General features: G+C 44.8%; 19 protein-coding genes and 1 other RNA gene. 10 read left to right on the forward strand and 10 right to left on the reverse strand.

Features of this window, described 5'->3' with window-relative positions; all coding sequences use genetic code 11:
- Positions 1–45: 45 nt before the first annotated feature.
- The 3 genes from mnmA to Q7U10_11545 all read left to right on the forward strand — a co-directional run bounded on the left by mnmA (position 46) and on the right by Q7U10_11545 (position 2,632).
- Entirely contained in the window at positions 46–1,188 is a 1,143-nt protein-coding gene (gene mnmA, locus Q7U10_11535) for a tRNA 2-thiouridine(34) synthase MnmA (protein ID MDO8283233.1), read from the forward strand.
- 83 nt (positions 1,189–1,271) lie between these two features.
- Positions 1,272–2,249 (forward strand): DUF72 domain-containing protein, encoded by a 978-nt coding sequence (locus Q7U10_11540; GenBank protein ID MDO8283234.1) that lies wholly within the window; start codon positions 1,272–1,274, stop codon positions 2,247–2,249.
- 110 nt (positions 2,250–2,359) lie between these two features.
- A complete protein-coding gene (locus Q7U10_11545; protein ID MDO8283235.1) occupies positions 2,360–2,632 on the forward strand; it encodes an HU family DNA-binding protein in 273 nt (90 codons plus the stop codon).
- Between the two features lie 57 nt (positions 2,633–2,689).
- Here Q7U10_11545 and Q7U10_11550 read toward each other — a convergent pair whose 3' ends face one another.
- The 5 genes from Q7U10_11550 to dapA all read right to left on the reverse strand — a co-directional run bounded on the left by Q7U10_11550 (position 2,690) and on the right by dapA (position 7,765).
- Positions 2,690–3,472, reverse strand: a complete 783-nt coding sequence (locus Q7U10_11550) for a TIGR00282 family metallophosphoesterase (GenBank protein MDO8283236.1) — start codon at positions 3,470–3,472, stop codon at positions 2,690–2,692.
- 73 nt (positions 3,473–3,545) lie between these two features.
- Positions 3,546–5,117, reverse strand: a complete 1,572-nt coding sequence (gene rny / locus Q7U10_11555; protein MDO8283237.1) for a ribonuclease Y — start codon at positions 5,115–5,117, stop codon at positions 3,546–3,548.
- On the reverse strand, positions 5,107–6,378 hold the full coding sequence (locus Q7U10_11560) for a replication-associated recombination protein A (GenBank protein ID MDO8283238.1): 1,272 nt from the start codon (positions 6,376–6,378) through the stop codon (positions 5,107–5,109). Before Q7U10_11560 ends, rny begins: the two co-directional genes overlap by 11 nt.
- Positions 6,379–6,654: 276 nt before the next feature.
- Positions 6,655–6,841, reverse strand: a non-coding RNA gene (gene ssrS, locus Q7U10_11565) — 6S RNA.
- 51 nt (positions 6,842–6,892) lie between these two features.
- Positions 6,893–7,765, reverse strand: a complete 873-nt coding sequence (gene dapA / locus Q7U10_11570; GenBank protein ID MDO8283239.1) for a 4-hydroxy-tetrahydrodipicolinate synthase — start codon at positions 7,763–7,765, stop codon at positions 6,893–6,895.
- A 110-nt stretch (positions 7,766–7,875) separates the two neighbouring features.
- Here dapA and tatB point away from each other — a divergent pair, with 110 nt between their 5' ends.
- Positions 7,876–8,214, forward strand: coding sequence for a Sec-independent protein translocase protein TatB (gene tatB, locus Q7U10_11575; protein MDO8283240.1), 339 nt, complete (start codon positions 7,876–7,878; stop codon positions 8,212–8,214).
- Positions 8,207–8,977 (forward strand): twin-arginine translocase subunit TatC, encoded by a 771-nt coding sequence (tatC, locus tag Q7U10_11580; GenBank protein MDO8283241.1) that lies wholly within the window; start codon positions 8,207–8,209, stop codon positions 8,975–8,977. Before tatB ends, tatC begins: the two co-directional genes overlap by 8 nt.
- Before the next feature lie 10 nt (positions 8,978–8,987).
- Here the strand turns inward: tatC and Q7U10_11585 are convergent, their stop codons facing one another.
- Positions 8,988–9,236 carry a phosphohydrolase gene (locus tag Q7U10_11585; protein ID MDO8283242.1) on the reverse strand — a complete coding sequence of 83 codons (249 nt, stop codon included), beginning with the start codon at positions 9,234–9,236 and terminating at the stop codon, positions 8,988–8,990.
- 181 nt (positions 9,237–9,417) lie between these two features.
- On the opposite strand from Q7U10_11585, the gene yajC reads away from it, so the two are divergent.
- The 4 genes from yajC (at position 9,418) to recJ (ending at position 14,068) form a co-directional block, all read left to right on the forward strand.
- The gene (yajC, locus tag Q7U10_11590; GenBank protein ID MDO8283243.1) at positions 9,418–9,753 is read left to right on the forward strand and encodes a preprotein translocase subunit YajC; all 336 of its coding nucleotides are present in this window, start codon (positions 9,418–9,420) and stop codon (positions 9,751–9,753) included.
- A 7-nt stretch (positions 9,754–9,760) separates the two neighbouring features.
- Positions 9,761–11,365, forward strand: a complete 1,605-nt coding sequence (gene secD / locus Q7U10_11595) for a protein translocase subunit SecD (protein MDO8283244.1) — start codon at positions 9,761–9,763, stop codon at positions 11,363–11,365.
- Positions 11,362–12,276: a protein translocase subunit SecF gene (gene secF / locus Q7U10_11600; protein ID MDO8283245.1), complete on the forward strand. Its 915-nt coding sequence runs from the start codon at positions 11,362–11,364 to the stop codon at positions 12,274–12,276. The genes secD and secF overlap by 4 nt, the downstream gene beginning before the upstream one ends.
- Before the next feature lie 97 nt (positions 12,277–12,373).
- Entirely contained in the window at positions 12,374–14,068 is a 1,695-nt protein-coding gene (recJ, locus tag Q7U10_11605) for a single-stranded-DNA-specific exonuclease RecJ (protein ID MDO8283246.1), read from the forward strand.
- A 35-nt stretch (positions 14,069–14,103) separates the two neighbouring features.
- On the opposite strand, the gene Q7U10_11610 is transcribed toward recJ, so the two are convergent.
- The 4 genes from Q7U10_11610 to Q7U10_11625 form a co-directional block, all read right to left on the reverse strand.
- Positions 14,104–14,688, reverse strand: a complete 585-nt coding sequence (locus tag Q7U10_11610; GenBank protein ID MDO8283247.1) for a hypothetical protein — start codon at positions 14,686–14,688, stop codon at positions 14,104–14,106.
- 153 nt (positions 14,689–14,841) lie between these two features.
- Positions 14,842–15,396 (reverse strand): carboxypeptidase-like regulatory domain-containing protein, encoded by a 555-nt coding sequence (locus Q7U10_11615; GenBank protein ID MDO8283248.1) that lies wholly within the window; start codon positions 15,394–15,396, stop codon positions 14,842–14,844.
- Between the two features lie 105 nt (positions 15,397–15,501).
- Positions 15,502–16,368, reverse strand: coding sequence for an SGNH/GDSL hydrolase family protein (locus tag Q7U10_11620; protein ID MDO8283249.1), 867 nt, complete (start codon positions 16,366–16,368; stop codon positions 15,502–15,504).
- A gap of 307 nt (positions 16,369–16,675) precedes the next feature.
- On the reverse strand, positions 16,676–17,578 hold the full coding sequence (locus Q7U10_11625) for a GGDEF domain-containing protein (GenBank protein MDO8283250.1): 903 nt from the start codon (positions 17,576–17,578) through the stop codon (positions 16,676–16,678).
- Between the two features lie 251 nt (positions 17,579–17,829).
- Between Q7U10_11625 and Q7U10_11630 the strand changes: the two genes are divergently transcribed.
- Complete coding sequence (locus Q7U10_11630; protein ID MDO8283251.1) at positions 17,830–19,983, forward strand: bifunctional (p)ppGpp synthetase/guanosine-3',5'-bis(diphosphate) 3'-pyrophosphohydrolase; 2,154 nt, start codon at positions 17,830–17,832, stop codon at positions 19,981–19,983.
- The last annotated feature ends 5 nt before the right edge of the window (positions 19,984–19,988 follow it).

Consider the following 19,988-nt stretch of genomic DNA (forward strand, 5'->3'; position numbering starts at 1 on the left):
AACTGATGATGAAAAAAGAGTGGCCAATGAACCGTATATGTTAATATGAATGAACAATTTATAATTTTAATAACCATTAATAGGATGAACAAATCAAATAAAAAGGCTATAGTCGCGATGAGCGGCGGCGTGGATTCATCGGTTGCAGCATATCTGCTTAAGAAAGACGGGTATGAGGTTATCGGCCTGAGCTTTGAACTCTGGGACAAAAGAGATGTAACGAATCTTGACGCATGCTGTTCTGTTGAGACGATCAATATCGCAAGGAAGGTTGCTCAGGGCCTCGGGATCGAACATCACACTGTTGATGTCAGAGACAGTTTCTACGAAAATGTTATTAAAAGTTTCTGCGCCTCCTATATTGAGGGGCTGACCCCGAACCCGTGTATTCTGTGCAATAAGTTTATTAAGTTTGATTTTCTTGCAAAAAAGGCTGAGGAGCTTGGTGCTGATATAGTATCAACAGGCCATTATGCAAGAATAATTAAAAATTCAGAGTCCGCTAACCGTCACTTATTGCTTAAAGGCATTGACCCTAAAAAAGACCAGTCTTACGTTCTTTACGCAATGACTCAGAAGGAGCTTTCAAATACTGTATTTCCATTGGGCGGCCTGACAAAGGATAAGACAAGGGATATTGCCAGAGAACTTGGGCTTGCGAACGCATTAAGAGCAGAGAGCCAGGAGATATGTTTTGTAGGTGATGGCCATTATGCTGATTTCATAAAGGAATATGCGCCCGGAACGCTGGTTCCGGGGCAGGTATTGAATATGGAAGGCAAGGTTCTGGGAGAGCATAAGGGCATCGCCTTTTATACGATAGGGCAGAGAAAGGGGCTGGGCATACAGTCTTTAATGCCTTCGTATGTCATTGATATTGATCCTAAAAAAAATATCATAACGATTGGGGGAAGAGAGGATGCATTGCGGAAGAGTTTTAAGGTGAACGGCCTGAACTGGATCTCTATAGACCAACTGAAAGAACCTTTAAGGGCAAGGGTAAAGGTCCGCTCCACCATGACAGAGGCTCAGTCAACGCTGATACCTGACGGTGATTCTGTTAAGGTTGAATTTGATGAGCCGCAGTGGGCTCCTGCTCCGGGACAGAGCGCGGTCTTTTATGATGGCGACACTGTTATAGGCGGAGGGGTCATACAGCATAAAAGTGGGCTTAATCCCGAACAGTAATAATCTCCTGAATTAATGAAAAATAAGCATTTTTTCGGATTTTTGTTCCCTTTCAGAAGATTTCAGTGTATAATCATCCTACTATGCCGAAATGTAAAATAGGTTGCAGCGGATTCTTATATGATTCATGGAAGGATACCTTTTATCCTGAGGGCCTGACGCAGAAAAGATGGCTCTCATATTATGTAAAAAAGCTTGATTCCGTTGAACTTAGCATCACTTTTTACAGGCTCCTGAAGAAAGAGGCATTTGAAAGGTGGTATTCAGAGGCCCCTCCCGGCTTTGCTTTCTGCCTTAAGGGAAGCAGATTTGTCACTCATATCAAGAAGCTGAAGGATGTTACTCTGCCCCTTGAAACTTTTTTCAATGTCACCCTGCCTCTTCATGAGAAGTTCGAGGTTGTTATCTGGCAGTTTCCGCTTAATCTTAAGGTTAATATAAAAAACCTTGAGGGCTTTATTGAAGTTATAAGTAAATACCCTGTACGGCATGTCTTTGAGTTCAAGCAGGCGAGCTGGCTTAATAAAAAGGTTATAAAACTCCTTTCTGAATCAAATATAGCTGTATGTATGGCTGACTCGCCGGAATTTCTTAATGATCTGCCTGTAACTGCTGATTTTGTCTATATTCAACGGCATGGCCCAGGTGGAAATTATGCTTTAAGCTATAGCCCGGAACAGATCAAAGATGATGCAAATAAGATAAAGGAATTTCTTAAGAAGGGTAAGGATGTTTATATATTCTTTAACAATGATGCAAATGCATATGCCCCTCAGAATGCTATGGAGCTTAAAAGGATACTGGATAAGACGCTGCCGCACTCATTAATGGAGCATGAGCTGCATAAAAAAGTCTCTACTGCGGCCAAGCCGGAAGAGACTGTTGAAAGGAAGGCGGTAATAAAGAAGACAGTTGAAAAGAAAAAGGTTGCTACAAAGAAAAAAGTAATACAAAAAACAGCAATAAAGAAAAAAAATGCCGCAAAGCAAACAACAAAGAAGCCTGCAGCAAAACCAGCAAAAAGAAAAACTGCACAAAAGGCCAAAAGCAAGAAGAAGTGAGATCAGAACATTTAATAAACAGAGCTGTTGACTAAAATTTGCTCCTGCTGGTATCCTCTATATCTACTTTATTTTTTGAGCCTATATTTTCAAGACAAGGAGACCTACTAATGACTAAAGCTGAACTAATCGAATCAGTGGCAAATACTGCCGATCTTTCAAAGGCAGATGCTTCAAAAGCAGTTGATTCTGTGATAGCCGGGATCACAGCCGCGCTGAAAAAAGGAGAGAAGGTGACTCTTGTAGGTTTTGGTGTTTTTGCGGTTACAGAGCGTAAGGCAAGGAAGGGCCGTAATCCAAGGACAGGCGATGCAATAGATATTGCTGCATCAAAGACACCTAAATTTACTGCCGGCAAGGCCTTAAAGCAGGCGATACAATAACCGTCTGAAAGATCTCTTCTCAAGGGCTCTTTCTATAGAGTCCCTTGAGAAGAGATCTTATGGGAATTTGAGCTGTATCCGTTCTATGGCTGTTGATCTTCCTGTTGCGGCATCGATATCAATCAATGCGCATGACAATACCGATTCGCCGTTTGCCGTCTCGAATCGGACTGGTATATGCGTCAGGAACCTGCTGAGCACCAGGCCTTTTTCTACTCCTAAAATTGAGTCTGTCGGGCCGGTCATGCCCACATCTGTAAGATAGGCTGTGCCTTTGGGCAATATCTGTTCATCCGCTGTCTGCACATGAGTATGTGTCCCGATAACAGCGCTGACCTCGCCGTCGAGATAAAAACCGATAGCCAGCTTTTCAGAGGTTGCTTCAGCATGAATATCAACGATGATGATATTTGTCTCTTTTTTAAGGAGGGCAACCTGCTTTTTGGCAATGGTGAAAGGCGAGTCAAGCTGGTTCATGAAGACCCTGCCTGAAATATTCAGAACCGCCGCCTTTTCGCCTTTACTCGTTTTTACGATTATTGTGCCGTGGCCCGGCACGCCGTCAGGATAATTGGCAGGCCTCAGCAGACGGTTCTCCTTTGCTATATATTCGATAGCGTCTTTCTTGTCCCAGATGTGGTTGCCTGATGTCATCACATCGACTCCGAGAGCTAATATCTCTTTGCCGACCTGTTCTGTAATTCCGAAGCCTCCTGCAGCATTCTCTGCATTGGCGATAACAAGGTCAATATCGAATTGGCTTCTGAGCTGCGGCAGGCCTTTCTTCAATGCCGTTCTGCCCGGCTTTCCGACAATGTCGCCTATGAACAATATTTTCATAAAAAACCGTAATGAGTTACCAGTGATGCGTTATGAGTAATGAGTCCATAACGCATCACGTTTAACATCATATTTATTTCGCGTATTCCACGAATCTTGATTCTCTTATAACAGTGACCTTTATCTGGCCCGGATAAGTCAGTTCTTCCTCTATCTTTTTGGCAAGCTCCCTTGATATTTGCGCTGAACGCTCGTCACTTATGTCCTCGGGTTTGACCAGTATCCTTACTTCTCTTCCTGCCTGTATTGCATAGGATTTACTTACCCCTTCAAAAGATGTAGCAATCTCCTCCAGCCGTTCCAGCCTCTTTATGTAGCCCTCAAGAGACTCTTTTCTTGCACCCGGCCTTGCGGCAGAGAGAGCGTCGCCAGCTGCTACAAGTGTGGCCTCAATCGTTATCGGGTCGCCTTCTTCGTGATGGACGAGGATAGCGTTAACTACCTTTTCGTTCTCACCGTACTTCTTTGCGAAATCAGCGCCGATGACCTGATGCGACCCCTCGATCTCATGATCTATCGCCTTGCCTATGTCATGAAGGATGCCGGCCCTCTTGGCAAGCTTCACATTACCCTTGAGTTCGGCAGCCATTATACTTGCAAAATGTGCGACCTCTTTGGAGTGCTGAAGCACGTTCTGGCCGTAGGATGTACGGTATTTCAGCCTGCCGATCAGCTTGATCAGTTCAGGGTGTATGCCGTGCAGCCCGAGATCAAAGACCGCCTTTTCCCCTTCTTCTTTTATCGTGGTAGCGATCTCCTTCTCTACCTTTGAGACTATTTCTTCTATCCTTGCAGGATGTATCCTTCCGTCTGCCAAAAGGCGTGTAAGTGATATCCTTCCGATCTCTCTTCTTACAGGGTCGAAGCATGAGAGCAGTACGGTCTCGGGTGTATCGTCAATAATGAACTCCACGCCTGTGGCCGCTTCCAGAGCCCTGATATTTCTTCCCTCTCTGCCTATGACCCTTCCTTTCATCTCGTCGCTGGGAAGGGCGACTGTGGAGACGGTGTTCTCGCTCACATAGTCGCTTGAATAACGCTGTATAGCTGTGCAGATTATCTTCTTTGATTTTCTATCGGAAGCTTCGAGAGCCTCATCTTCAAGTTTCTTGGTCAGCTTTGAGATCTCGAACTTTGACTCTTCCTCCACTTTTTGAAAGAGTTCTTTTTTAGCTTCATCAGCGCTCATATTTGCGATGCGCTCCAGTACTTCGGTCTGCTGGGAGGTCATCTTCTCTAAGTCTTCATGCTTTTTCTGTATCGTTTTTTCTTTGTTGCTAAGGTCAGTCTCCCTTTGATTGAACCTTATCTCTTTCTTATCCATCTGATCCAGTTTTCTGTCCAGCGTCTCTTCCCTCTGGTGTAATCTTTTATCAAGCTGGTTAAGTTCAAGACGGCGTTCCCGCTCTTCTTTTTCAGAATCGGACTTTACCTTGAGAATAATATCCTTGGCCTCAAGCTGAGCCTCTTTTTTTATTGTGCCTGCTTCCTTGAGCGCATCTTCCAGAGCTTTACTGGATTTGTTTTCGATATCTTTTATCTTGCTCTCGGAGCTCTTTTTCTGGAATGCGGCAGATACAACCGCTCCAGTGACAAGCCCGGCAGCAAGAGCAGCAACAACGTACATGATGATGTTAGCCATTATCTAATCCCCCTTTCTGTGGTCTGTTTTTAATGTTTTTTTCATAGCCTTCTTCACTTGGGCGGAAGAAGGCCTTTTCCTTTGAGACATATTCCTGTTCAACAAAATGCCCTTCGAAATCATGCGGATATTTGTATCCTGCACCGGCGCCGATCCTGGCTGCGCCTTTGTAATTAGCGCTCTTAAGATGGTCAGGCACAGGTGCAAGCCTTTCCTTTCTTACATCTGCAAGTGCATTTTCTATCGCCAGATAAGAGGCGTTGCTTTTAGGCGCGGTCGATATGTAGATAACTGCCTGAGCAAGGGGGATGCGTCCTTCCGGCATGCCGATCGATTCTACCGCCTGTTTTGCGGCAACAGCAAGCTGGAGCGCTCTGGGGTCGGCGTTTCCTACATCCTCAGACGCGCATATCATGATCCGTCTTGCAATGAATAAAGGGTCTTCGCCTGCCTCTATCATCTTGGCAAGCCAGTATAGCGCAGCATCCGGGTCGCTGCCTCTCATGCTCTTGATAAATGCGGAAATAGTATTGTAGTGCTCATCTTCGCTGTAATATATGGATTTGCGCTGTAATAAGTCTTTGGCCAGCCCTAAATCAAAGCTGGATATTTCTTTGCTGTTTAATACAAATGCCCCGAGTTCAACTATATTAAGCGCTTTGCGCGCGTCTCCTTCTGAAGCTTCAGCAATGAAGTCCATGGCATCAGGCTCGATCTTTATATTGAAACTTCCTATGCCTCTTTCATTGTCATTTACGGCGTTTGTGACGAGTTGTTTTATATCGTCTTTGCTTAAAGGCAGAAACTGGAATATCATCGACCTTGAAGAAAGCGCGGGAATTATTGAAAAGAAAGGGTTCTGTGTGGAGGCCCCGATAAGGCTTACGTTCCCGCTTTCCACATCAGGTAGAAGAGCGTCCTGCTGGAGTTTATTAAACCTGTGGATCTCGTCAACAAAGAGGATTGTCTTTCCGGATCCTTTGGCCTCTTTTAAAGCGTCTTTAATATCGCTGACGCCTGAAGTGACAGCATTCAGCGCGATAAACAGGGCATTGGTCTTTTTAGCAATAATATGAGCAAGCGCGGTCTTTCCTGTTCCGGGAGGGCCATATAGAATGAGGGATACTATAGAGTCTTTCTCAATAGCTTCTCTAAGCGGCTTGCCTTTGCCGAGGATATGGGACTGCCCCAGAAATTCTTCTAAGGTAACAGGCTGCATCCTCCATGCAAGAGGAGATGTCTTGTCTGACCGGAATAAGTCCATCTTTATAAACCAGTCCTGCGGTATTAAAGTTTCATTCGCAGGGACTCAAAGATGGCCTGTGACAGAAGGGTGTTACACGGGTGGTCTGAATATATCAGTAGCTTTAGATTCTATAGTATCAGCCCCTGTTAAATCTCTCTCCAAATGGTTGATTTTCGAAAGATTGCAACAAGTCAATAAAATATTTAAGAGGCTGAAAAGCTTTATATAACACATACCCGGGAAACCTTAACTGTCAAGACCAAAAAATTTAATATATCCCGCTTCTGCGAGATTTTAAGACCCACCTTGCCGTGCAGGAGTAAACTTGCCTCCCTGTTTATTACAGGTGGGCGCCTTGAAGGCAGGATCAGGCATACTCTCCCGGAAATCCGGGCCGCTCACACTTGCCTTACGCTGGCTCCCAAAAAAGAAAAATTGTCGGAACAAGTTTTTATTCCTTTCACGAACAAGGCAGGCAACTTGCCTTTTGAAATATTATATCATATAAACAGCATTAATATATCTATATAGCTTATATGAGTCCGTAACTCTTTAGTGCCTCTTTCAGCTTCTCTTTATTGGCGCTGCTCATAGAACAAAGAGGCAGCCTGAACTCCTCCTGTATCCTGCCCATCATGCTTAAGGCGGTCTTAACAGGTATGGGGTTTGTCTCAATAAACATGGCTTTATTAAGGGGTTCAAGCCTGAAGTGGATATTCCTGCTTTCTTCCAGCTTCCCGTTATTCCATGCTTTGATCATGTCTGAAACATCTTTGGGCGCTATATTGGCAACAACGGATATTACGCCTTTGCCGCCTAACGCCAGCAATGTAAAAGTTGTGAAGTCATCTCCGGAAAGGACCGTGATATTGTCTCCGCACAGGCGTATCACATCGCTGGCCTGCGCCATATTGCCGGTAGCCTCTTTGATAGCGACCACATTCTCGATCGCAGACAGCCTTGCAACGGTCTCCGGCATGATATTAACAGCTGTGCGTCCCGGGACATTGTATAGGATTATTGGGATATCAACCGTTTTTGCCACCTTCTCATAGTGCTGGAAGATGCCCTCCTGAGTGGGTTTGTTGTAATAAGGGCAAACGAGAAGAGCTCCATCAGCACCGAGCTTTTTTGCCTTGGCAGTCATCTTGATCGTTTCGTCTGTTGAATTGGCGCCGGTGCCGGCTATGACCGGAATTCTCCCGTTGACTACTTGAACAGTATATTCAATAACCCTGTAGTGCTCATCATATTCAAGCGTGGCCGACTCTCCTGTAGTGCCGCAGGGGACTATTGCATCAGTGCCTTCAGCTATATGCCATTCTATAAGTTCGCCCAGGGCTTTTTCATCGACCTTGCCATTTTTAAACGGTGTAACTATTGCAACAATAGAGCCTTTAAACATTTAATTCACCTCTTTTTTAATTTGGTCATTAAGTTTAAGGAATTTTCCGAGTTAGGTCAAGCTGAAAAATTGACACCGGCTCATTAGTTCTGATACCTTTAAACTTAATTATGTTTGATATCGGCACTCAGGAACTGATAATAATCTTTATAGTCGCCCTCATTGTATTCGGCCCGAAGAGGCTGCCTGAACTCGGCAGGACGCTTGGGAAAGGGATAAGGGAGCTGAAGTCAGCCTTAAGCGGCGTGACAGAGAGCATAGATGTGGACGGGGTAGAGGAAGAGATCAGGAAGGCGCGTGAGAATGTTGTGAACAGCCTTATGAAAGAGGGCAAACTCGACCTGGGAGAAAAAGGGGAGGGTAAAGAGCCTGTAAAAGCCGGGGAAGAGCTGAAGGATTCAAGTGATTCAAAATATAAAGAAGAGTCAGGTACCGGCAGGAATGGATAAGATGCCGGTTGCAGAGCATCTGGGAGATCTGAGAAAAAGGATCGTTACTTCGTTAGCCGCTCTTACTATAGCTTTCAGCGTATGTTTTTATTATTCTGAAAACATCTTCAGCATCCTTACAATGCCGCTGCATAACATTCTGAAGTTTTCTTTAAGTGAGCCTTATTTTTCATTTGAACCTACCGGCAATCAGGGAATCGAGCTCTTCTTTTTTGAGCCTGCGGAAGCCTTGTGGATGCACTTTAAGATAGCATTCATCGCCGGGTTTATATTATCTTCGCCTGTTATATTTTATCAGGTCTGGAAGTTCATCTCTCCCGGCCTTTTGTTAAAAGAGAAGAGGTATGCCCTGCCGTTCGTCTTAGTCACCACCTTTCTTTTTTCAGCAGGCGCTCTCTTCTGTTTTATAATCGTCCTTCCGTTTGCAATGAACTTCCTGCTTACTTATAAGACGCAGAATCTGAAGCCGATGCTTTCAGTCGGGAAATATATAGACTTCTGCATGAAATTCATCCTGGGCTTTGGTGTTGTCTTTGAATTGCCGGTGGTTCTGGTCTTTCTTACAAAAATGGGTATAGTGACAACAGAGTTCCTCGGGAAGAACAGGAAGTACGCGATCCTTATAGCATTCATCCTCGCAGCATTCCTTACGCCTACGCCGGACGCATTTAACCAGACACTTATGGCTGTTCCGATAATAATCTTGTATGAGATCGGGATCTGGGCGTCTGTTCTGCTAAATATAAAGAAGAAAACTGATTAATGAATAGTTGTTAATTCTTGCCTGTCTGCCCGGATTTCAATCTCTTATATTTATCTTCCCCTAAGCACTCTTTTGCGAACGCGCACCAGTCTATGCATGACGGGCCTAATATACGCGAGTTAACGATGCCGCATTTTTTACATTTAGCCTCGGTCTCATCACTCCATATCTCGACTATCCCGCCGCAGCTGCTGCATGTTATATCTTCAGGTTTAGGCTGTTTTATTTCATTGCTTCCGGGGCAGCTATCCTTTAACATTTATCTCCTCCGCTTTTTATTATTATGCCACATAAGGTTTGTTCCGTATATGATTCAGGTCATAATCAGTACATCATAAAAATAAAGATTGTTTTCAAAAAGTATCTTGAATAAATGTCTCTGAAAAGGTATATTAATAAGCTTTTAAAATTGATAGGGCAGTTTTATAACGGAGGCAATAATGTTTTCAGATATAGCGTATGCAATGGGAGGAGCGCCGGGAGGAGGGGCACAGCAGCAGGGAGTGACTGGTATGCTGACATCGTTTCTGCCGTTAGTATTTATTTTTGCCATCTTCTACTTCCTTCTCATCAGGCCGCAGTCTAAAAAGGCAAAAGAGCATAAAGAGGTGCTTGATAACCTTAAGAAGGGTGACAAGGTCATAACCAGCGGCGGCATCCATGGAATCGTCGAGGAGATTGACGGTGATGTGCTGACGCTCAAGGTGGGTGTAAAGGACGATACAAAGGTTAAGGTCAGCAGGAATTTCATAGCAGGATTAAGGGAAAAGGAGTAAGGCACAAGTGAAGAAGAATTTTTTCTGGCGTGTTTCATTAATATTATCTGCAACGGTACTTTCAATACTTTTCTTTCTTCCGTCAACATCATTGCGTTCATCAATGCCTGAATGGCTGAAGGATTACGGCCTGATACTCGGCCTTGACCTTCAGGGCGGTGTCCATCTTGTATATGAAGTGGATGGAGACAAGGCTGCTGAGATAACCGCAGAGAGGATAGCTGGAAGCCTGACAAATATCTTTAAGGAGAAAGGGGTTGATGCAAAGGCAGAGCTTCTCAATCTTGAGATAAATGTAAAGCCCGGCGGCGATAAAGCAGAGAAGGTAATAAATGAAAGCTATCCTAACCTGGAGCTGGTCACAAAGACAGAAGGGATGCTTGTTTACAAATTGAGCGACAAGGAGATCAGCAGCATAAAGGATCTCTCTGCTGACCAGGCGCTTGAGACGATAAGGAACAGGATAGATGCATTCGGCGTGTCTGAGCCGACCATAATGAGGCAGGGCGCATCCGAGATAGTTGTTCAGCTCCCGGGCGTGAAAGATGCAAACCGTGCTATCGAGCTTGTCGGAAAGACAGCTGTGCTTGAGTTTAAGCTGCTTGATGAAGAGAATCCTCTTGCGCTTGAACTGCCTGGCTCTATCGAAGCTGATAAAGAAGGGGAACTGCTTGCTCAATATGCCGGCAGGATACCTGAAGGCGATGAGATACTTTTTGAAAAGGTCTCTGACGATTTAGGGAATACTATCAAAAGGGTATACCTTGTTAAGAAGCAGTCGATGATGACCGGAGACTTTCTTACTGAGGCGCGTGTGAACATCGAACAGAACCAGCCGTATGTTGGTATATCTTTTAATTCAACCGGCGCAGAGATATTTAAACAGATAACAACAAACAATGTTAAAAAGCGGCTTGCGATTATCCTTGATAATAATGTCTACTCAGCCCCTTCCATCAATGAGCCTATTGCCGGCGGCAGCGCTCAGATAACCGGCAGCTACACTATGGATGAGGCAAAGGACCTCGTTATCGTGCTGAGGTCAGGTTCACTTCCTGCACCGCTTAAGATGCTTCAGAATGTCACTGTCGGCCCATCTCTTGGAAAGGACTCCATCGATGCCGGCATCAAGGCAGGCCTGATCGGAGCGCTGATGGTCATTATATTCATGATCGTATATTACAAACTTTCAGGCCTGATCGCTGACTTTGCGCTTGTGCTGAATATAGTATTTCTTATCGGCGTTCTCTCCGTATTCAAAGCGACACTTACGATGCCGGGCATAGCGGGTATAATCCTGGCGATTGGTATGGCTGTTGACAGTAACGTCCTGATGTTTGAAAGGATGCGCGATGAATTAAGGCTTGGCAAGACCCCGAGGTCTGCGATAGATTCAGGTTATGACAAGGCCTTCTGGACCATCTTTGACTCTCATGTCACAACACTTATAACAGCTGTTGTCCTTTTCCAGTTCGGAACAGGGCCTATAAAGGGATTTGCCGTCACCCTCGGATGGGGCGTTCTAATAAATCTCTTTACCGCGCTCATAGGGACAAAGACTATCTTTGATATAATCACTTCAAAATATGATATAAAAAGGCTCAGCATATGATGGAACTTGTTAAAAATACGAAGATCGATTTTATGGGCAAGAGGTTCATCGCCCTGACTATTTCAGCAATATTGACAATACTCGGGCTGGTAGCAGCTGTTCAGGTCGCCAGGGGAAGCGCCAATCTCGGCATTGATCTGGCAGGCGGCACATCTGTGCAGATCAAATTCAATACACAGGTTGTGCTTCATGATGTGAGAAAGGCGCTTGAAGAAGGCGGCATCAGGGACTTTGACCTCCAGGAACTGCCGACTGAAAGAAAGATCCTTATCCGCGTAAAAAAGAACGACGAGAAGGTCGGTGAACTTTCCGGAAAGATAATATCCGTTCTGTCGCAGAAATTTTCCCACAGCAATATAGTGGTAGATTCAACAACAGAGATAGGACCCAAGGTGGGTTCTAAGCTGAGAGGGGATGCCTTATGGGCTGTTATGGCTGCGATGCTGGGCATCCTGGTCTATATAACATTCAGATTTCAATTCAGATTCAGTATCGGCGCCACTATCGCTACATTACATGATGTCCTCGCCATTCTCGGTATCTTTTATCTCATAGGCAAGGAGATAAACCTCCTGCTGATAAGCGCCCTTCTCATAATCGCTGGATACTCACTTACCGATACGGTGGTTGTATTTGACAGGATAAGGGAGAATATGAAGGACAGGTTCAAGAAACATACCTTTGAGATCGTCAACGACAGTATAAACGAGGTGCTTTCAAGAACCATTGTTACATCGCTCACAGTCTTTATCACTGCCGTGGCGCTTTTTGTTTTCGGCGGCGAGGTGATCCACGATTTTGCCTTTGCGATCATGCTTGGAGTAATAATCGGCACATTCTCTTCAATATTTGTCGCAAGTCCGGTCGTGGTGATGCTGGGGAAAGACAAATCGTTCAGCAATAAGAAATAAACAGGCAGGGTACCGGATTTAGGACAGTAAATAAATCATATAGTTTTATCATTCCTGATAGCTGGTTTCTGCATTCTATATTTCTCTCAAAAATATAATGAATAGACGCTGGCTTGTAAACAGGACCAATCCTGAATTTCTCAGGTACCTTTCAAATAAAGCATCCATATCAACAACCTTCGCCCAGATCCTTGTAAACAGGGGAATAAAAGACCCTGACGCGATAAAAGAATTTCTCAACCCTTCCTTTGATAATCTTCACGACCCTATGCTGCTGCCTGATATTAAGAAGGCTATTGAAAGGGTCAAGGCTGCCATGTCTAAGGGAGAGACTGTACTCATTCACGGCGACTATGATGCTGACGGCCTGACATCAACAGCGCTTCTTGTATCCGCATTCAGAAAGCTCGGAATAAAGGCCTTCTATCATATCCCCAACAGAGAGACAGAAGGTTATGGATTCGGCAATACAGGCGTTGAAAAGGCAAAGGCATGCGGAGCCAGTCTTATAATTACAGCTGACTGCGGCATAAGTTCGATTGAGGCTGTTGCCTCAGCAAATGCATCAGGCATAGATGTCATCATCACTGACCATCATGAGGTTCCAGAGAAGATGCCTGAAGCTATTGCTGTCATAGACCCTCACAGAAAAGACTCGCAGTATCCTTTTAAGTTCCTTGCAGGGGTAGGGGTAGCATATAAATTTGTCCAGGCTTTGCTTGAAGATATCGGAACCTATAAAACGGATATTCTGCCGGAACATTTTCTTGACCTTGTCGCGCTCGGCACAGTTGCTGACTCTGTTCCGCTTATCGGAGAGAACAGGATCTTTGTTGCCTACGGCCTTAAGGAGATAAACAAGCCTTTATGCAGGATCGGCATTCAGGCGATGAAGGATGCTTTCAGAGCAGATACGGAACTTCACTCAGTCATGCTCTCATTCACTCTGATCCCGAGGATAAACGCAGCAGGAAGGCTTAGTGACGCAGGAGCAGTTGTTGAGCTTTTGCTGACAGATGACAGGTCAAAAGCTGATGAGACAGTGGCCCTTCTTGAGGAGCATAACAAGAAGCGGCAGAAGATAGAGAAAGATGTTCTGGAATCCGCGCTTGCTATGATAGATCCTGACAAACCAGGCAATGCCATTGTTCTCGCATCTCCAGATTGGCACCCCGGCGTTATCGGCATAGTGGCATCCCGACTTGTTGACAGGTTCTACAGGCCGGTATTGCTCTTTGCCGTAAAGGGCTCTATCGCCAAAGGTTCAGCACGGAGCATCCCTCCTTTTAATCTTTACAACGGGATCAGCGAATGCGCTGATCATCTTATCGATTTCGGAGGCCACGAACAGGCAGCCGGCATAAAAATGGATCTTGCGAACCTTCCTCTTTTCAAAGAAAAGATAAATCAGGTCGTTGGGAGAACACTCAGTGATGAAGATATGATACCGATGCTTGAGATAGACGCAGGCGTGGAGCTTTCTGAGATCAACTTCAACCTTCTAAGAGAGTTGAGCCTTCTTGAACCGCTTGGCGCCACAAACAGTGAGCCTGTGCTGGGCGCAAAAGGCGTTGAGTTCATAGATCCAAGGATCGTAGGCAATAATCACCTTAAGGTGAGGACCAAGCAGAAGAAGATATACATGGATACGATAGGTTTTAACAAGGGCGGCCTGATCAAGGATATAGAAGCTTCATCTGTTTTCGACAGCGCCTTTACCCCGTCGATCAATGAATGGAACGGGACAAAGATACTTCAGTTGAAGCTAAAGGCGCTGAGGCCGGGTGGGTGACGTTTGACATAACCAGCGCATGACAAACGAGATAGTCATCTTGCCGGTGCAGGCTGCACAGATTTCTCAATAAAGTCCATGTGCTCAGTCCACCCTTTCAAGCATTCTTTCCAGTTTTCCTTTTCGTTGCCTTGGCAAGGCTCTACTACGCGTTTAAGTGCGTAGACATGATCTTTCCTAATATTAACTTTGGCGTAGGCTTCAAAATCCGTGCATGAATCCCCGTATGCAAACTCGATCTTCCATTTATGCTTAATGAAGTCATTCAAAATGCGTTTCTTGAACTGATATGGATTAATGACATCCCCAGATGTATCTCCGACATGGACAATGCCGTCAGGAAAGCCATGACTCTTCAGCCAGTTAAGGGTCATTATTTTTAAGAATGGGAAACGGGCGCTTAGGTAGATGATCGTATAGCCCTTGTCGGCGAATAAACGCACGGCGTTTGCGGCATCTTCGCGTACTGTAAAAAAAGCAAATGGACTTGGAGTCAGCGTTCCGTCAATATCAAATATAACGGCTTGTGGCTGGTTGGTTAAGGCATCAGGGATATTAGCAGGTACATGTGCACAACTGCTACACAGCATAATCACCAACAGAATAATCATATTGCGCATTGAGTATCTCCTTTTATATTAGTCAGGAAGTGGAGCAGGCATAGTGTTGGTACTCAACAATTAGTTCAGCGGCCAATCCGCTGGAACGATTGGTTATTTATTTTTTATCAGCTTTACCCTATTTTCAATCCATGCAACAGTGGCAATGACGTTTTATACAACCGCACTTCTGTGCTGCCAGCAGAAACCATCGCTAGTGGTGTGCCTGGTACATAAGCCCTCTTTTGTTCTGCATTTTGAGCCGCAGTGATGTGCTATGGTTTGATTAGGATTTCCGCCTGCATTGCCCTGTTCTTCATCTTCATCTTCATCTTCGTCTTCATCATCCGGCGAGTTCTGCGGCGGATCTTCCGGCTGTTCGGGTTGTTCAGGAGCGGGTATTATAATATCCATGTTGCTGTTCCTGTATCCTCCGCCAGGCGAATTGGGCATTACAACAGGCGGCTGTGGAGGCTGGTCGGGGTCTTGCGGAGGATTTCCCGGGCTTACCTGATTTCCAACCTGATTACCATTCTGATAGAAATTCAAATTGTGCGGGATAACAATGCTTCCAAACGTCTGAATGCCAATTGAGTATGTACCGCTTGCATTTGTGCGTACCGGGCTTACAGGCTTAGAATTGCAGTTACAGTTCTCGTGGCGAACTTCTATTCTGGGCACCGGGTTGCCGTTTGTGTCTGTCACCATTCCCTGGAGCACATGTTTCATGATTTTCTTTTCCTCCGTATAACGATTTTTTCGCTACTTGACTGCTGGAAGATCGGTTATTTATTTTTTATCAGCCTTACCCCATTCCCTTCTGCAACGTTCTAACTATATTGCTTTAATTGCATCGTGTATTCGTGTTGCTACACGGGCATAGGCACTGTTTCGCAAGTGTAATTCATTAACCCAATCTTTATCAGGATCAAGCATGTCTCGTAAATCAACGTGGTGAAACTTGTTATGGGTGTGAGCTAAATCGCCCAACATCTCATTATATTTATCAATTAATGTGAATACGGCTTTGCGCTGTTCGACATGATCAAATATCCCTTTCCTGGCCAAGGCGGGTCGCAGCCACGGACCAGCGAAAGTAAAACCCAGAAAATCAACACTTTCACCAGTTGGGGCAGTATGCCCATATCCATGAACCACTATATGAGTATTCGGCGAAACCGCAGCTACTTTTGCAATCAAATCCACAAAGTATTTGCGAAACACCACGTTTATCATTTCAATCATAAAACCGACACGTACTCCGGGCAGTCCCGAATCCTTATGGTTCAAATAAGATTCGAACTCGTCACCGGCTATGTCGTTGCCACCTCCAGAGAATAAGAATATCTTTGGTTTTATTTCACCCAGTGCAGATAAAACAATGTTGATTGATGGACTAATACGTTCGAATTGCCTGTTTATATTAGTTCCATAAATCATGTTCTCCAATGTATCGCCTGCTTTTGCGTAGCTATTAATTGAATAACTATAATCACTTTCTAAACAGTCAATAACATCTGTCCCAGGCAAATAAAAAAACCATGAATCTCCCTCAGCAACAATCACATCTTGGTGTGCAGTTGCATCTAATTGAAAGGCTTTCTGCTGAGTCGTGGCGATTTTTTTAACTCGCGCTTTTTCCTTGAACTGCGCTACTTGCTCGCTCGTCCATTTATCTCTTTCGGTGAATTCAGTTGTCATAATTATCCCCTATCTTCCTTGCAGGTGAATTGTCGCTCAACCAGTTATTATCTGAACGGCTAAATAAAGGTAGCATTAATTTGATTATTTGGTCAATAAAAAAATACATTGACGTTTTCTGACCGATATTTGGGAGCAATATTCTGCCGTCCTGAAGAAACGGGCGGTCTTTGATCCTTCAGTTGAAGCTCAAGGCGCTGAGGCCGGGTGGGGGTGATGAGTTAAAGCAGCAGCGCAAGCAACTGCCAATGTAAAACAAAACAGGGTTATTCCGCATCCGCTGGATTTTATTGTTCGTGGATAATATTCAGCCTATTGTTAAACAATTTCTTCCAGCTGCCTTGCTTTCATACAAAAATGAGTCGGCTCTTTTTATGAGGCTATCAATAGTGTCATTTTCATTAACGAGTGTAGCCCCAATTGAAATTGTGACGTGTAACTTTTCGTTTTCATGCATTATGTATGAATTTTCTATCAGTAAACGAAGTTTATTCCCCAGCACCTCAAGCTCTTTGCCGTTTATGTTACGTATAATACCAATAAATTCTTCACCTCCCCAGCGCCCATAAAGGTCAAACGGTCTGGAGTTGGAAACAAAAGTATTTGCTGCAAATTTAAGGACCTCATCACCCACATCATGTCCATAGATGTCATTGAATATTTTGAAATGGTCGATATCTATGAATAAAATACCAAATGGGATATTAAAACGTTTTGCCTCGTCGAATCTGCTTTGGATTTCTTTCTCAACATAGTGTCTGTTTGCTAAGTGAGTAAGGTTGTCAAGAAGAGCCAATTTTTCAAGTTCTTTTACCCTCAATTTATTGGTTGCCTGATTGCTGATATCTGTGAATAATTCTATCCCACCGATTATATTACCGTCTCCGTCGGTTAATGTACTGACACGAACAGAAACCGGGATTCTGTGACCATCCTTGTGGTGCATGTATATTTCAGCATCGCGCGGCTTTCCATCAGTAATGGTTTCAGCAAGAGGGCACATCCCGAAGCAAAGACTATTGCCTTCGCTGTCGACGTGAGTGAGTATATTATTAGAACAAGATCTGCCAACAACCTCATTAGCAGTAAATCCAGAGATCTGTTCAGCAGCTTTATTCCAATATGTTATAACCCTATCTCGGTCTACAAAATATAAACCGTCATGGAGTCTTTCAATGATCCTTTCAAAAGAATCTTTATCTAATTTCATAGGGCCTTCTTCACAATCCTTTTTGATCGCTGCTCAAACCGCATAACAATTAGCACGACTTGCCGTATTTGCTGGAATAAGATAATTATATTAGTGTGACAATTATAATACAATACAAAATATAGTGGCTGTGGTTAATAACTTATGAAACTCAAGGCGCTGGGGTATAGTGTTTAAAAAGGCAGTAAGCAGTAATGCGGTATATGTGACACGCATTACTGCTTACTGCTAAATCTTGCTATAATAAAACCATGACTGCATCAAAGGAAGTAAGTACTATCAATGGCCTCATAGATAAGGTCTTTCAGTATAACCCTGAGGCAGACCTTGATATCCTGCGCAGGGCGTACGCCTTTTCCTGTGAAGCTCACCTGAAACAGAAAAGGAAAGGCGGCCAGCCTTTTATCGAACATCCCCTTGCAGTCGCAGCCATATTAAGCGACATGCGCCTTGACAGCAACACACTTGCCGCCGGGCTGCTTCACGATACCGTAGAGGATACGGAAACAACTGTTGAAGAGATAAAGGAGCTCTTCGGCGATGACATAGCCTTTCTTGTTGAAGGCCTTACAAAGCTCGGCAAGATGGAGCTGAAGAATAAGGACGAGGCGCAGGCAGAGAACTTCAGAAAGATGTTCCTCGCGATGGCTGAGAACATCAGGGTCATGCTTATAAAGTTTGCCGACCGGCTTCATAATATGCGCACGCTCGAGCACCTTCCGGAAGCACGGAGGCTGAGCATAGCGCAGGAGACGCTTGAGATATTCGCCCCGCTCGCAAACCGGCTCGGTATGGGCGGGCTTAAGACCGAGTTTGAGGATCTGAGCTTCATGTACCTTATGCCTGATACATATAAGGAACTGAAACGGAAGGTCAGCAAAAAAGGCAAGGAGCAGAAAGAGTATCTCGATGAGATAGCCAAGATAGTTGAAGCCCATCTGAAAGAGTCGGGAATTCCGGCAAGGGTGCTCGGCAGGGTGAAGCATCTTTACGGGATATTCACAAAGATGCAGAAACAGAAGATACCTTTTGAGCTGGTGTATGATGTTATCGCGATCAGGATCATCACTGACACCAAGCAGAACTGCTACACGATAATGGGGCTCATACATTCTCTCTGGACTCCGGTTCCCGGCAGGTTCAAGGATTTCATAGGCGCTCCCAAATCAAACCTCTACCAGTCTCTTCACACAACCATAATCGGCCCGAGGGGTGAGAAGATAGAGTTTCAGATACGGACAGAGGACATGGACAGAATAGCAGAGGGAGGTATCGCCGCCCACTGGAGGTATAAGGATGCAAGGTCTTCAAGAAGGAGGGATGAAGAGTACATTGCATGGCTGAGGGAGCTTGTGCGGCTGCAGAAGGATACTCTTGACGCAAGGGAGTTTCTTGAGGCTGTCAAGGGCAATATCCTGCCGGATGTTGTTTATGTCTTTACTCCAAAGGGAGACATCATCGAGCTTCCCCAGGGCTCAACTCCTGTTGATTTTGCATACGGCATACACACAGCGGTAGGCAACAAATGCTCCGGCGCCAAGGTCAATGGCAAGATAGTTCAATTAAGGCACAGGCTGGAGAACGGCGACTCGGTCGAGGTGTTAACCTCCGCATCTCAGAATCCGAGCAGGGACTGGCTTAAGTTTGCCAAGAGCCAGAAGGCAAAGGCAAGCATAAGGCATTGGGTCCAGACAGAGGAGAGGAAGAAAAGCCTTGAGCTGGGAAAAGAAATTCTTGAAAAGACACTCAAGAAGCATGGGCTCAGCAAAGATCTTTTAAAATCAAAAGAGATATTAGAAGCTGCCAAACAGTATAAGATCAAGACCCATGAGGATCTTTTTATTGCCATAGGTTACGGCAAGATATCAGCGGTTCAGGCTATCAACAGGTTTCTGCCGGAGCCGGTGAAGGATGAAAATGTCTCTAAAAAGATCGCAGACGAGAAGCCTAAGAAGGCGGCCGGCATAAGTGTCAAAGGCATTGATGACATAATGTTCAACCGCGCCAAATGCTGTTATCCATTACCCGGAGAGAAGGTCGCGGGTTTTGTCACAAGGGGCAGAGGGGTATCTATACATTCGGCAGATTGCGCAACCCTTGATGTAAATTCTATCGACGTGGATCGTCTTGTGGATGTCGAGTGGTCAGGAGATGATTCGATATCTTACCCTGTCAAGGTTGTTGTGTACACTGTTGACAAGCCGGGTGTGCTTGCAGATATGAGCGCGGTCATCTCAAGTGACAACGTTAATATAAGCCACATCGATGCCACCACAACTCATGAGAAGAGGGCGCGTTTCAACTTTACTCTTGAGGTAAAGGACAAGGTCCAGCTCGATAGCGTGATTAAAAAGTTGTCCGGGGTGAATGGAGTTCTTGAGGCAAAGAGGACCAGTTCAAAATAGGTTAC

The organism is Thermodesulfovibrionia bacterium, assembly GCA_030646035.1.
Taxonomy (GTDB): Bacteria; Nitrospirota; Thermodesulfovibrionia; order UBA6902; family UBA6902; genus JACQZG01.